This window comes from Streptococcus bovimastitidis (genome assembly GCF_001885095.1).
Classification (GTDB): domain Bacteria; phylum Bacillota; class Bacilli; order Lactobacillales; family Streptococcaceae; genus Streptococcus; species Streptococcus bovimastitidis.
Window position 1 is genome coordinate 293,485 of the sequence record NZ_LZDD01000001.1, and the last position, 13,323, is coordinate 306,807.

Here is a 13,323-nt window from a genome sequence, read left to right on the forward strand (position 1 = left end):
AATTGTAAGCTTTCTATTTGAGAGATCAAAAAAACTTTCTACCTTAACAAGAAAAGTAGAAAGTTTGCGACAAAAAATAGGCAGTATAAAAAATACTTGCTTAAATAAGAGCAGACTAAAAAACTTAACTTGAAAAGATGCATCTCTCAAAAAAGTTTTTTAGTTGTTCATGGCTCCTATACCTCCGAATATTATTAAGTTTATTGTAGCAAAATCACTCAATTACTGCAAGATTTGCAGTAATTGAGTAAGATAGACAAAGCTTCAATCTGAGAAAATTCTTTTGAAAAAAGGCCAAGATTTTAAAGAACTTCACTATTTTAACCTACTCATCAACCTCAAATCTATTTTATTATGTCATATCATGTTGCACATATATATTAGTGAGGTAAATAGATGAATAAAAGAATTTCTAATAATAAAGCTAAAGTCTTACAAATGACTTTACTGGCTATGGCAGTTTTATCAACAAGTGAGAAGATCCTTATCAATCTTGAAAAGAAGATCATTTTTATTTTATCAGTGAAGACTGGGCTGGTAATTTTAGTGTGATTAGATTATCGTAATTATTAAAGCAAAAACCAGAGAAAAATAATGAATTAATTGTAAAACCAGATAAAGAAGACCAGTCAATTCTTGAAGTGAAGACTCAAGAAGAAGATCAGGTAAGCCAACCGCTTATGCCAATGTCAAAACCAATCTTTGAGAAAAAAATCACCTAAGATTCAAACAAGGAAATCCTTCCAAAAATAGAAGTTAAAGTAAGCAAAGACAACTTGATTGAAAAAGTAAAAAGACAAGAGTTTAACCCTGCCAAAACAATGATATCAGAGGAGAATACTTCTCTGATAGAGATGAAAAAAGACTATTTACCAGTCACAGCTGAAAGCCAAAATCCCTTGACAATAGTCGGAATGGCTATGCTTGTAGGGGGTCTTTTTCAAGCAATTTGGTCACTTATTAAAAAGAATAACTGATTATAGCAATACACTTGCTAGAAAATCAAAGTGATTAGAAGTCAAAAAACCCAGTAAAGGCAATTCCTTTACTGGGTTTTTAGTGTCTTTATTAGACGTTTAATACTTTATCTAGGAATTCAATTAAACGTGGGTGTTTTGGATGGTCGAAAATTTCTTCAGGTGTTCCGTCTTCTAAGAACTGTCCGCCATCTGTAAAAATGACACGGTTAGCAACCTGTCTTGCAAAGCCCATTTCATGGGTAACAATCAACATGGTCATTCCCTGTTGTGCTAAGTCACGCATAACGTTTAATACGTCTCCAACCATTTCAGGGTCAAGTGCTGAAGTCGGTTCGTCAAAGAGCATGATATCAGGATTCATGGCTAAGCTTCGAGCAATTGCCACACGTTGTTTTTGTCCACCTGAGAGGCTTGCAGGATAAGCGTCTGCCTTATCAGCAAGACCAACTTTTTCCAACAATTCCATGGCGTGGGTTTTAGCTGATTCTTTACTTTCTTTACCCAATTCCACTGGACCAAACATGATGTTTTCGATAACAGTCATATGAGGGAAGAGGTTAAAATGTTGGAAAACCATACCAATATTTTCACGGGCACGGTCAATATTGGTTTTGGGATCTGATAATTCAAATCCGTCAACGACAACTTTACCCATGGTAATAGACTCAAGTAGATTTAGAGTTCTAAGGAAGGTTGATTTTCCTGATCCTGAAGGTCCGATGATACAAACAACATCTCCTTCATAGAATTTGGCGTCAATACCTTTTAAAACTTCATTTTTGCCATAATATTTATGTAAATCTTGGACATCAATTTTTAATTCTGCCATTAGTTATGCCTCTTTTCTAAGCGTTTAGCTAAGCGGGTTAATAGCGTAATCATAACTAAATAGATGATTGCAAGGATTGCATACATTCTAAAGGATTGGTAGTTACGCGCAATAATAATTTTACCTGTTTGGAAAAGTTCCACTAAACCAATTGCTGATACGATAGTTGTATCTTTTAAGGAAATAACGAATTGGTTGATAAAGTTTGGTAACATGACTTTAATAGCTTGCGGTAAGATAACTTTTCGCATGGTAATTTTATATGGAATACCTAAGCTTCGGCTGGCCTCCATTTGACCTGATGGAACGGCTTCAATACCACCACGAACAATTTCAGCAATATAGGCTCCACCATTAAGTGAGAGTGCAATAGTAGCTGCAACAAAGTCATTGATTGGTGATTGATGACCCGTCATGCTTTCAATCAAGTTTGGGATACCCCAGAAGATGAAAGCTGCGACGATCATCAATGGAATTCCACGGACAACATCGACAAAGACTGATGATGTTATTCTGAGGGCTTTACTTGGCGAAACGGCCATCATCCCAAAGATTACCCCAATAAGGAGAGCAATAGCAAAGGAAATGAGGGTTAAACTTAAAGTAGTTCCAAGACCTGCAAGTAATTGTTTGTAGTTATTTGAAATAAGTCCAAACATGCTGGTTTCATCAATAGCATTAGCTGACTTAGTTTCTTTTTCAGATGCTAAGTACTTATTGAGGATTGCTTTGTATTTGCCAGATTCTTTTAGAGATGCTAATCCATTATTAAACATCTCGATTAATTCTGGATTTGTTCCTTTTTTAACGGCAAAGCCATATTCCCCAGAAGGTTCACCTTTGATAGGTGTGTCAAATTTTCGACCTTGCTGGATGGAATATTTTAAGATAGCTTCATCATCCATTAAAGCAACGATGGAACCAGAGTTGAGACTGTCATACATCGAGGACGCTTCATCAAAAGCTTTAAGGTTATAGCCATATTTATCTTTGTTTTTGTCAAGGAAATCATAAGAAGCAGTTCCTTTTTTAGCACCGACGGTTTTGCCTTTTAAATCTTTGTAATCTTTAATAGATGAACCTGATTTAACACCAAGCAAGATATTAGATGTGTAGTAACTGTCAGAGAAATCAAAGATTTTTTGACGTTCATCAGTAATAGACATACCAGCAATAACGGCGTCAGCTTGTCCTGATTGAACAGCATTTAAGGCTGCATCGAAGCCTGGGTTGGCAATTTCAATGGTAAAACCTTGTTCTTTAGCGATAGCTTTAATCAATTCCATATCGATGCCGACATATTTGCCTTTATCGTTTTGGAATTCAAAAGGAGCGAAAGAAGAGTCAGCAACAATTTTATATGATTTTTTCTGTGGAATGGCTTTTTTAGCAACATCTCCAGTTGCTTTCGAGCTTGTTTGGGCCTCATCTCCTAACCATTTTGTCATGATTTTTTGGTATGTGCCATCAGTTTTCATAGCTTTCAAAGATTTATTGAAATCTTTAACTAATTTATCATGGCCTGCACCTTTTTTAACGGCAAAACCAAAGGAACCAATGGCTTCACCAGGCATGTTGATAGCAACATCTTGATTTTGTTTGATAGCAAATTGAATAACAGGCTCATCATCCATTACGGCTTCAATAGAACCTGATGCAAGACTGTTGTACATAAGATCGCCGGTATCAAAGGTTTTAACAGAAAAACCATATTTATCTTTGTTCTCATCTAAAAAGCTTTGGGATGCAGTACCATTTTTTACACCAACTGTTTTGCCTTTTAATTCACTATAATCTTTAATAGGTTTAGCTTTTTGTGTGGCAATAACAATTTTTGTATCATAATAAGGGTCAGAGAAGTTAAAGACTTTTTTGCGGGCATCGGTAATCGTAGTTCCTGCCATCAAAGCTTTAGCTTGACCTGATTGAACGGCATTGACAGCGGCATCGAAGCCTGGGTAAGTCATTTTGTAATCCCAGTTTGAGCGTTTAGCAACTTCCTTGATGATATCAACATCAATACCTTTGTAGATTTGATCTGAATCTTTATACTCAAAGGGAGCGTAGGCTGTATCTGAGACCACTGTGATGGTTTCAGCACTTGCTTGGGCACTGAAAATGAATCCAAGTGATATAAGAGCAAGCATTAAGACCTTAATTTTATTCTTCATGTATATCTCCTTCGAAAAAATATTCCTAATTATATCAGAAACTTCAGACAATAGCAACCTTTTTTGATTTCTATGTCAGAAAACCTAACATCAAATAAGAGTATTACAAAAAACAGTATTGGGAAATACTATGTTAAAATAGGATAAAAGCGTATCGATAAGGATAAAAAAATGATAGATAAACGTGAACATAATAGTTTTCATTTGGTCTCAAAATACCAAGCAGCAGGAGACCAGCCTCAGGCCATCGAAGAATTAGTTGATAATATTGAGGGTGGCGAGAAAGCCCAAATTTTACTGGGAGCAACTGGTACTGGGAAAACCTTTACCATGAGTCAGGTGATAAGTCGTGTCAACAAGCCAACTTTGGTAATTGCTCATAACAAGACCTTGGCTGGTCAGCTTTATGGTGAATTTAAGGAGTTTTTCCCTGATAATGCGGTGGAATACTTCGTTTCCTACTATGATTATTATCAGCCGGAAGCCTATGTTCCTTCTAGTGATACCTATATTGAAAAAGATTCCTCGGTCAATGATGAGATTGATAAATTACGCCACTCAGCAACTTCTTCTTTATTAGAACGTAACGATGTCATTGTCGTGGCCTCTGTCTCATGTATTTACGGTTTGGGTTCCCCAAAGGAATATGCAGATTCAGCAGTTAGTTTGCGTCCCGGTCAAGAAATTTCACGGGATCAATTGCTTAACCAATTGGTTGACATTCAATTCGAACGTAACGATATTGATTTTCAACGGGGGCGTTTCCGAGTCCGTGGAGATGTGGTCGAAGTTTTCCCTGCTTCTCGGGATGAGCATGCTTTCCGGATTGAATTCTTCGGGGACGAGATTGATAGGATTCGTGAAATCGAATCCTTAACGGGTAAGGTCTTAGGCGAAGCTGAACATTTGGTTCTCTTTCCTGCGACCCACTTTGTGACCAATGATGAGCATATGGAAGCCTCCATTACTAAAATTCAGGCGGAACTGGAAGAGCAGTTGAAATTGTTTGAATCTGAAGGAAAACTTTTGGAAGCGCAGCGATTAAAACAAAGAACCGAATATGATATCGAAATGCTTCGAGAAATGGGCTACACAAATGGGGTTGAGAACTACTCGCGTCATATGGATGGTCGTGCCGCTGGTGAACCTCCTTATACCCTGCTGGATTTCTTCCCAGAAGATTTCCTCATTATGATTGATGAGAGTCACATGACTATGGGGCAGATTAAGGGCATGTATAATGGTGACCAGGCACGAAAAAAAATGCTGGTCGATTACGGCTTTAGGTTGCCTTCGGCCATGGATAATCGCCCTCTGAGACGGGAAGAATTTGAGAGCCATGTGCATCAAATTGTTTATGTTTCTGCTACTCCAGGTGACTATGAAATGGAACAAACTGATACCATTATCGAACAGATTATTCGTCCGACCGGTTTGCTAGATCCCATTGTTGAAGTGCGTCCTAGTATGGGACAAATGGATGATCTCTTGGGAGAAATTACCCTTCGTACAGAGAGGGGCGAACGGACCTTTATTACAACCCTGACCAAGAAAATGGCTGAAGATTTGACCGACTACCTTAAGGAAATGGGGGTAAAGGTTAAATATATGCATAGTGATATTAAGACGCTTGAACGGACAGAAATTATCCGTGACCTGCGCTTGGGTGTTTTCGATGTCTTAATTGGAATTAACCTCTTACGTGAGGGGATCGACGTACCAGAAGTTTCTCTTGTTGCTATCTTGGATGCTGACAAGGAAGGTTTCTTGCGCAATGAGCGTGGTTTGATTCAGACCATTGGTCGTGCCGCCCGAAACTCGGAAGGGCGCGTGATTATGTATGCTGATAAGATGACTGAGTCTATGAAAAAGGCTATTGATGAAACCGCTCGACGTCGTCAAATTCAGATGGAATACAACGAAAAGCATGGCATTGTGCCACAAACCATCAAAAAAGAAATCCGCGACCTTATTTCTATTACGAAAGGAAGTGACAGCGAGATTGCAGAAGAGGGACTTGATTACACTACGATGACACCAGTTGAACGGAAAGAAGCCATTAAGAAATTACAAAAACAAATGCAAGAAGCAGCAGAAATGCTTGATTTTGAACTGGCAGCAGAAATTCGTGACTTGCTTCTAGATTTGAAGAGTCAATCATAGTTTGTGTGACAAGTAAGTAACAATATTTTGCGAATAGATGACATTTTAAGTTAGCTTTAAGTAATGTCGAGTAAATTAAGTCCTATGAAATATTAGGACTTTTTTAGTGGGTTCTAATCAAATAAAATAAATGGCTCATTTTTTTATAATTCGATAACATTTTTAATAGTCTTAGATTTAACTTGCTCATAAAGTTAAAATAGGGTAAAATTTTGTATGAATTATTAAAAAAAACGACTGGAATAGGTAGAAAATGAACGAAAAACGAAAAATATTGATGTTATTTATTGGTAAAACAGTTTTGTTCTATCTCATTTTTATTCTATTAATCTACATCTTTGATTATCTTGGACATGGTCAAAGTGCCTTTATTTATAATGAGTTTTAAGGAGAATGTACAATGATTACAGATATGATTGAAAGAATAGAAGGGCTTGCCATAAGTCAAAAGGATTTCCCGGTTTATAACTGTTTGAGGGAAATTCACACCTATGGCCAATTGAAAGAGGATTCTGATAGTATAGCCAACTATATAGATAGTCTTAATCTTGAAGAAAAGTCACCAATATTAGTATTTGGTGCTCAATCCTATGATATGATGGCAAGTTTTGTAGCCTTAAGTAAATCTGGACATGCATTTATTCCAGTAGATGTTCATTCCGCTCCTGAAAGAATTTTAGACATTATTGAAATTGGACAACCAAGTGCTGTTATTGCTATCGAACCTTTGATTGTTGAGGTTGAAGACTTACCTATCATTAGTTTTGATGACATTGAAAAAGCTAAAGCGGCAGCCAGCCCTTATCAGATGACAACCCCAGTTAAGGGTGAAGACAACTATTATATTATCTTCACCTCTGGTACCACTGGTAAACCCAAAGGAGTTCAAATTTCCCATGATAACTTACTCAGTTTTACCAACTGGATGATTAGTGATCAAGAGTTTGCTACACCAGACCAACCACAAATGTTGGCGCAACCACCATATTCATTTGACTTATCTGTCATGTATTGGGCGCCAACTTTAGCTCTAGGGGGGACAATGTATGCTCTACCTAAGGAATTAGTCTCAGATTTCAAACAACTCTTTTCAGCTATTACAAGCCTGCCGGTTGGTATTTGGACATCGACACCTTCATTTGTTGACATGGCCATGCTAAGCGATGATTTTTGCCAAGAAAAAATGCCAAATTTAACGCATTTTTACTTTGATGGGGAAGAATTAACAGTATCAACAGCCAAGAAATTGATGGCTCGCTTTCCCGATGCAATTATCGTCAATGCTTATGGACCAACTGAAGCAACAGTAGCCCTTTCAGCAATTCGGATTACGCAAGAAATGGTTGAAAAAGGTGAACGCTTACCGATTGGTTATCCAAAACCAGATTCACCAACTTTCATTCTTGATGAAGATTTAAATGAAGTAGTTGACGGTCAGAGTGGTGAAATTATCGTTACCGGTCCAGCAGTGTCGAAAGGGTATATTAATAACCCAGAAAAAACCAAGGAAGCATTCTTTACTTTTAAAGGTCAACCAGCTTACCATACTGGAGATTTAGGTGCCTTTAATGAAAACCATGTCTTAACCTACGGTGGACGTTTAGATTTCCAAATTAAATATGGTGGTTATCGCATTGAATTGGAAGATGTTTCACAACAATTGAAACAATCACCACTGGTAGATACAGCAGTAGCTGTTCCTCGATATAATGTGGAACATAAGGTACAAAATCTTTTAGCTTATGTTGTTTTAAAAGATGGAATTCGTCAAGGATTTGAGCGAGACATTGACGTGACTAAGGCTATCAAAGAATCACTCAAAGATACGATGATGACTTATATGATGCCTTCTAAGTTCATCTATCGTGATCAGCTTCCGATGACACCAAATGGCAAAACCGACATTAAAGCTTTAATAAATGAGGTGAATAATCGATGATTGGAATGCTCAGTCAGATTCCCTATTTAGATCCCTATTCAAATCCTAGCTATTTTATTTATTTAATTATTGCCCTTTTACCAGTCATCCTTGGACTCTTTTATCAAAAAAGGTTTCACATTTATGAGTTGATAGTGACTTTAGTTTTTGTCGCCATGATGTTTGGTCAAGGTCACACCGACCAACTAAAAGCCTTTTTACTTTATATTATTTGGCAAACCTGTTCGATCTTCTTCTATAAATGGTACCGACAAAAATATGATAATTTTTTCGTTTTCGCCTTAACTCTTATTTTAGTTATTGCACCATTGTTTATCGTAAAAATCAGTCCTATCAACCCAGTTCATCCAAACCAATCACTCTTCTCATTTTTAGGGATTTCTTATTTAACTTTTAAGACAATAGGAATGGTTATGGAAATGCGAGATGGTCTTTTGAAAGATTTTAGTCTCTTTACCTTCTTAAGGTTTATGCTCTTCTTACCAACTTTTTCCAGTGGTCCTATTGACCGCTACAGACGCTTTCAAGAAGATTATGAGACCTTGCCTGATCGGGATAGCTACCTTGAAATGCTTAATAAAGCAATCAAGTACATCATGATTGGTTTCCTTTACAAATTTATTATTTCTTATTATCTCGGCAGTGTTTTTCTCCCAATAGTCGAAGCAAAAACAATTGCGACTGGTGGCTATTTCAATGTTTATTTGATATTAGTCATGTACCTTTATGGACTTAACCTCTTTTTTGACTTTGCAGGCTACTCCATGTTTACGATAGCTATTTCGAACCTACTAGGCATTAAAACTCCAGAAAATTTCCATTTACCTTTCTTGGCACCAAACCTAAAAGAATTTTGGAATAGATGGCATATGACCTTATCTTTCTGGTTTAGAGATTTTGTCTTTATGCGTTTAGTCCATTTTCTCATTAAGCATAAAGTTTTTAAAAACCGCAATGTGACTTCAGGATTTGCTTATTTGGTAAATATGACCATTATGGGATTCTGGCATGGCATCACATGGTATTATATTGCTTATGGCATTTTTCATGGGTTGGGCCTAATTTTGACAGATGCTTGGATTAGACGGAAGAAAACCATCAATTGCCAAAGAAAGCAAAGAGGCCTAGCTCCCCTATTTACCAGTAAAACCTATCATTATGTCTCGATTGTATTCACATTCCATGTCGTAATGGTCTCATTACTATTATTCTCAGGATTCTTGGACCATTTTTGGATCCATCCTACTCATTTCTAAAGAAGGAAAATTATCATGACTATTGAAGAAAAAATTATTGACGCTTTTGACCGCCTATTTATGGAAGATGTTTCCGATATGTTGGACGAGGATTTGTTTGATGCTGGCGTGCTAGACAGTCTTGGAACTGTTGAATTAATCGTTGAATTGGAATCACTTTTTGACATCAAGGTGCCCATATCAGAATTTGGACGGGAAGATTGGAATACTGTTACTAAAATCGTAGAAGGTGTAAAGGAACTGCAAAATGCTTAAAAAATTAGCATATGTATTAGGGCCTGTTACACTAGCCTTAATATTAGTCGCAGCAACAATTTTCGCATTTCCTAATCATTTAAAAAATGATTATCTTGCGGAAAAGAAAACAGCTGTCACTATTAGTATTGCTAGTTTTAAAAACAGTCTAATAAAAAAACAGGCACTTGAAGATTCTAAACATCGTTTTGTTCCTTTTTTTGGATCTAGTGAGTGGAGTCGGATGGATTCAATGCATCCTTCGGTCATTGCAGAAAAATATAATCGTTCGTACCGTCCTTTCTTAATTGGTAATAGGGGATCACAGTCCCTAATTCATTATTATGGTATGCAACAAATTAAAGGTAATTTAAAAAATAAAAAAGCAGTCTTTGTTATTTCGCCACAATGGTTTACACCACAAGGAACAGATAGTGGTGCCGTTCAAACCTATCTGTCAAAAACTCAAATTTTTGAATTTTTATTACATGCTAAGCAGGACAAGGAGTCACAATTTGCTGCGAAAAGAATGCTTACCATGAACCCAGGTGTCTCTAAGGCCAGACTTTTAGAAAAAGTTGCTTCTGGAAACGTTTTGTCTTCTTGGGACAAACAAGTCTTGAAGTTGCAATATCACATTGCTTTGCATGAAGAATCAATGTTTAGATTCCTAGCTACTTCGGATAATTTCGAAAATCGGATTATTCCACGAGTTAATGGCCTACCGAAAAAATTCTCCTACAATAGATTAGAAGAATTAGCAATTAAACGTGGTGAAGTTGCCACTTCCAATAATCCATTTGGCATAAAAAATTCGTTTTATAGAAAACGCATTGGTTCTAGTATCAGAAAATATAAATCAATTCAACGTAACAATGTTTATATTAATTCACCAGAATACAATGATTTCCAATTAGTCTTGTCGGAATTTGCAAAAGAGAATACTGATGTACTTTTCATCATTCCTCCTGTAAATCAACAATGGGCAAAGTATACCGGACTTAATCAAGAGAAATATTTAAGGGCAGTCTCTAAAATTAAGTATCAACTCAAATCTCAAGGTTTTGATAATATTGCAGACTTTTCTAATAATGGTGGGGAAGCCTACTTTATGGAAGATACTATTCACATTGGTTGGAATGGTTGGTTAGCAGTAGATAAAGTTGTCCAGCCCTTCTTAGAGTTTGAACACAATAGCTATAACTACAAAATAAATCCTGAATTTTATTCAGACAGATGGGCTACATTAGATTATGTGACTGGCAAAGAGTTTAAAAATCCAGTAATCAAAGTGACTCCATAAATGAAAAAAGTCCCTATAATCTCTTTTGTGGATTTACCCACTAGAGAAATTATAGAGCCAAAAAAGAAATTACATCAGTAATTTCTTTTTTTTACTATTTAACAGAACCACCTGTAATGCCTTCAACATAATATTTTTGCATAAAGATGAAGAGTAAGGTGATTGGGATAGCGATGAGAATTGAACCTGCTGTAAATGCTCGGAACCATTCGTTAATGGTATCTGGCTGAAGCATTGAGAATAGGCCGATAGCTACCGTATATTTGCTTGTGGCGTCACCTAGAATAACTTGGGCAAAGATAAAGTCAATCCAAGGTCCCATAAAGGCAAGAAGAGCAGTGTAGACAATGATTGGTTTTGACAATGGTAGGGTAATCTTGAAGAAGATATCCATACGAGTTGCGCCATCAATCATAGCTGATTCATCAAGTGAATATGGGATGGTATCAAAGAATCCTTTAGCAATGTAGAAACCAAGCGCAGCACCTGCTGAGTAGACCAAAACTAATGCTGTTAGCGTCTGAGTTAAGCCAATTGCTTTAAGAATATAATAGATGGCAATCATACTCATGAAACCTGGGAACATATTCAAGACTAAAGCTAATTTTAAAAATCCGTTACGATGCTTAAATTTGATCCGGCTGAGTGAGTAAGCCATGGCTACGGTGATAAAAGTTGAGATGATGCATGTTGCTGTTGCAACAATGAAAGTGTTTAAGAACCAACGTCCGAATGGGAAGGACTCATTGGTAAATAACATAATGTAGTTTTTGAGGGTGAAGGTTTTTGGCATGAAGTAATTAACATAGGCTGTTCCTTCACCACGAAAACTTGTAAGGACTACCCAGATAATTGGGAAGAGCCAAATGATGGCTAAAACTGTAAGGGTTGTATAAACTAATCCAAGTTGGAAGCGACGTTTATTTTTCATTATTTAGCAGTTCCTTCCTTGTATGATGCGGTACGTGTATAGGCCAGTAAGCTGAAAATTGCAGAAACTGCGAAAATTAAGATTCCAATTACGGAAGCTAAATTATAGTCGGCAGCCGTTACTGTTAATTTATAGAGCCAAGTAACAAGCAAATCAGTTGTACCTGCTTGGTAATATTCAGAGTTTGTCGGTCCTCCACCAGTGAGGAGGTAGATAACGTTAAAGTTATTGATATTACCAATAAACTGTTGAATCAAATTTGGTGTCATGATCAAAAGAATCTGTGGGAAAGTGATAGAACGGAAAATTTGGAATTTACTTGCACCGTCGATTTCCGCTGCTTCAATTTGTTCACTTGGTAAATTCATGATAATACCAGTAGCAACTAGCATAGTAAAAGGAATACCAATCCACATATTGACAAATATGATTGAGAATTTCGCCCAGATTGGATCTGAAAGGAATGGAAGTGCGTGTTTGATAATGCCTAGTTTGTATAGAAGAGCATTGACGGGTCCTTCATCATTAAGCAAGTTACGCATGATAAGAAGTGAGATGAATTGTGGAACAGCAATGGTAATAACAAAAATTGTTCGCCACATTTTTTTCAATTTCAAACCTTTTGTATTGATTAGTAATGCAAGAACAATACCGAAGAAAAAGTTTGTTACTGTGGCAAAGACTGCCCAAATCAAGGTCCAAGAGAAGACAGGGAAGAATGTACCAGCCATCCGTCCAGTCAAAATACTACCAAAGTTTGTTAAGCCAACCCAATCAAAGAGTGATTTTGGCGGTAAATGATTATGGTCAAAGTTTGTGAAGGCCAAACAAATCATGTAAATAAGTGGCAAGATAGTGAAGAGTAAAATACCAATTAATGGAATAGCCATCAAGGTCATATGGAAACGACCATTTGCTAAGGTCATGAAATCATCTTTAAAAGTTGGGATTTTTTCACCTTGGCTTTTTAGCATGTAGAGATTGTGGGCACTCATAAGGTTGCACCAATAAATATATGCAAAAACTAAACAGAAAATAATAGCGGCTAAACCAAAAATAAGCATGAGCATTGAATTATCGCCAGCGACTGCAACTTGCATTTTAATGCCATCGATGTTTTTGGTTACCATACCTTGTGTTTGTGTACCTAAGGTAATAAGACCTGAAAAGGCTGGGATAATTTGGCTAATAAAGGCGATTAGGAAAACAACCTCAGTGATTAGAAATAAAAGTCCCTTGATAATTTGTTTATTTGCAAGGTTAGCAAACCCCATAATCAATGCGGAAAGTTTAATATCTATTCCACCTTTTTTAAATGCTTCAGAAAGGCTAACTTGCCTTGCCAAATTTTTTTCAGTCATAAAAAATTTCTCCTTTTAGGACAGTTTACCAGAAAAAATGTCCTGGTAGCTAAAATGTTACTTAAATTTTTAAGAACATTTAAAAATTTAAGTAGCATATAGCTTTCTATTGAAAAAAACAAGTAGGAGTGGTCTAAATCTCTATGTTAATGGAGA

The 13,323-nt window shown here is 36.6% G+C and carries 11 protein-coding genes; 7 read left to right on the plus strand and 4 right to left on the minus strand.

The features are described from left to right. The first annotated feature begins 776 nt into the window (after nt 1-776). Complete coding sequence (locus A9Q68_RS10705; RefSeq protein ID WP_131814167.1) at nt 777-977, plus strand: LPXTG cell wall anchor domain-containing protein; 201 nt, start codon at nt 777-779, stop codon at nt 975-977. Between the two features lie 91 nt (nt 978-1,068). Here the strand turns inward: A9Q68_RS10705 and A9Q68_RS01425 are convergent, their stop codons facing one another. Together A9Q68_RS01425 and A9Q68_RS01430 are read right to left on the minus strand one after the other, a co-directional pair. Next, on the minus strand, nt 1,069-1,809 hold the full coding sequence (locus A9Q68_RS01425) for an amino acid ABC transporter ATP-binding protein (protein ID WP_071792881.1): 741 nt from the start codon (nt 1,807-1,809) through the stop codon (nt 1,069-1,071). After that, a complete protein-coding gene (locus A9Q68_RS01430) occupies nt 1,809-3,980 on the minus strand; it encodes an ABC transporter substrate-binding protein/permease (RefSeq protein ID WP_071792882.1) in 2,172 nt (723 codons plus the stop codon). The genes A9Q68_RS01425 and A9Q68_RS01430 overlap by 1 nt, the downstream gene beginning before the upstream one ends. 171 nt (nt 3,981-4,151) lie before the next feature. Here A9Q68_RS01430 and uvrB point away from each other — a divergent pair, with 171 nt between their 5' ends. The 6 genes from uvrB to dltD all read left to right on the plus strand — a co-directional run bounded on the left by uvrB (nt 4,152) and on the right by dltD (nt 10,875). Further along, nucleotides 4,152-6,143, plus strand: coding sequence for an excinuclease ABC subunit UvrB (gene uvrB / locus A9Q68_RS01435; RefSeq protein ID WP_071792883.1), 1,992 nt, complete (start codon nt 4,152-4,154; stop codon nt 6,141-6,143). Between the two features lie 253 nt (nt 6,144-6,396). Next, nucleotides 6,397-6,531 carry a teichoic acid D-Ala incorporation-associated protein DltX gene (locus tag A9Q68_RS01440; protein WP_071792884.1) on the plus strand — a complete coding sequence of 45 codons (135 nt, stop codon included), beginning with the start codon at nt 6,397-6,399 and terminating at the stop codon, nt 6,529-6,531. A gap of 12 nt (nt 6,532-6,543) precedes the next feature. Beyond that, nucleotides 6,544-8,082: a D-alanine--poly(phosphoribitol) ligase subunit DltA gene (gene dltA, locus A9Q68_RS01445; protein WP_071792885.1), complete on the plus strand. Its 1,539-nt coding sequence runs from the start codon at nt 6,544-6,546 to the stop codon at nt 8,080-8,082. After that, nucleotides 8,079-9,338: a D-alanyl-lipoteichoic acid biosynthesis protein DltB gene (gene dltB, locus A9Q68_RS01450; protein WP_071792886.1), complete on the plus strand. Its 1,260-nt coding sequence runs from the start codon at nt 8,079-8,081 to the stop codon at nt 9,336-9,338. The genes dltA and dltB overlap by 4 nt, the downstream gene beginning before the upstream one ends. A 15-nt stretch (nt 9,339-9,353) precedes the next feature. Beyond that, nucleotides 9,354-9,593, plus strand: coding sequence for a D-alanine--poly(phosphoribitol) ligase subunit DltC (gene dltC, locus A9Q68_RS01455; RefSeq protein ID WP_071792887.1), 240 nt, complete (start codon nt 9,354-9,356; stop codon nt 9,591-9,593). Beyond that, nucleotides 9,586-10,875, plus strand: a complete 1,290-nt coding sequence (dltD, locus tag A9Q68_RS01460; protein WP_071792888.1) for a D-alanyl-lipoteichoic acid biosynthesis protein DltD — start codon at nt 9,586-9,588, stop codon at nt 10,873-10,875. Before dltC ends, dltD begins: the two co-directional genes overlap by 8 nt. A 94-nt stretch (nt 10,876-10,969) precedes the next feature. Here the strand turns inward: dltD and A9Q68_RS01465 are convergent, their stop codons facing one another. Both A9Q68_RS01465 and A9Q68_RS01470 read right to left on the minus strand, forming a co-directional pair. After that, nucleotides 10,970-11,806, minus strand: a complete 837-nt coding sequence (locus A9Q68_RS01465) for a sugar ABC transporter permease (protein ID WP_071792889.1) — start codon at nt 11,804-11,806, stop codon at nt 10,970-10,972. Continuing rightward, nucleotides 11,806-13,167: a carbohydrate ABC transporter permease gene (locus A9Q68_RS01470; protein ID WP_071792890.1), complete on the minus strand. Its 1,362-nt coding sequence runs from the start codon at nt 13,165-13,167 to the stop codon at nt 11,806-11,808. Before A9Q68_RS01470 ends, A9Q68_RS01465 begins: the two co-directional genes overlap by 1 nt. Between the last annotated feature and the right edge of the window lie 156 nt (nt 13,168-13,323).

What these genes read in the sequence shown, in the direction of transcription:
- A9Q68_RS01465 (WP_071792889.1), bottom strand. Translation starts at nt 11,806, where the DNA reads ATGAAAAATAAACGTCGCTTCCAACTTGGATTAGTTTATACAACCCTT.
- A9Q68_RS01430 (WP_071792882.1), bottom strand. Translation starts at nt 3,980, where the DNA reads ATGAAGAATAAAATTAAGGTCTTAATGCTTGCTCTTATATCACTTGGA.
- dltC (WP_071792887.1), top strand. Translation starts at nt 9,354, where the DNA reads ATGACTATTGAAGAAAAAATTATTGACGCTTTTGACCGCCTATTTATG.
- dltB (WP_071792886.1), top strand. Translation starts at nt 8,079, where the DNA reads ATGATTGGAATGCTCAGTCAGATTCCCTATTTAGATCCCTATTCAAAT.
- A9Q68_RS01440 (WP_071792884.1), top strand. Translation starts at nt 6,397, where the DNA reads ATGAACGAAAAACGAAAAATATTGATGTTATTTATTGGTAAAACAGTT.
- dltD (WP_071792888.1), top strand. Translation starts at nt 9,586, where the DNA reads ATGCTTAAAAAATTAGCATATGTATTAGGGCCTGTTACACTAGCCTTA.
- uvrB (WP_071792883.1), top strand. Translation starts at nt 4,152, where the DNA reads ATGATAGATAAACGTGAACATAATAGTTTTCATTTGGTCTCAAAATAC.
- dltA (WP_071792885.1), top strand. Translation starts at nt 6,544, where the DNA reads ATGATTACAGATATGATTGAAAGAATAGAAGGGCTTGCCATAAGTCAA.
- A9Q68_RS01425 (WP_071792881.1), bottom strand. Translation starts at nt 1,809, where the DNA reads ATGGCAGAATTAAAAATTGATGTCCAAGATTTACATAAATATTATGGC.
- A9Q68_RS01470 (WP_071792890.1), bottom strand. Translation starts at nt 13,167, where the DNA reads ATGACTGAAAAAAATTTGGCAAGGCAAGTTAGCCTTTCTGAAGCATTT.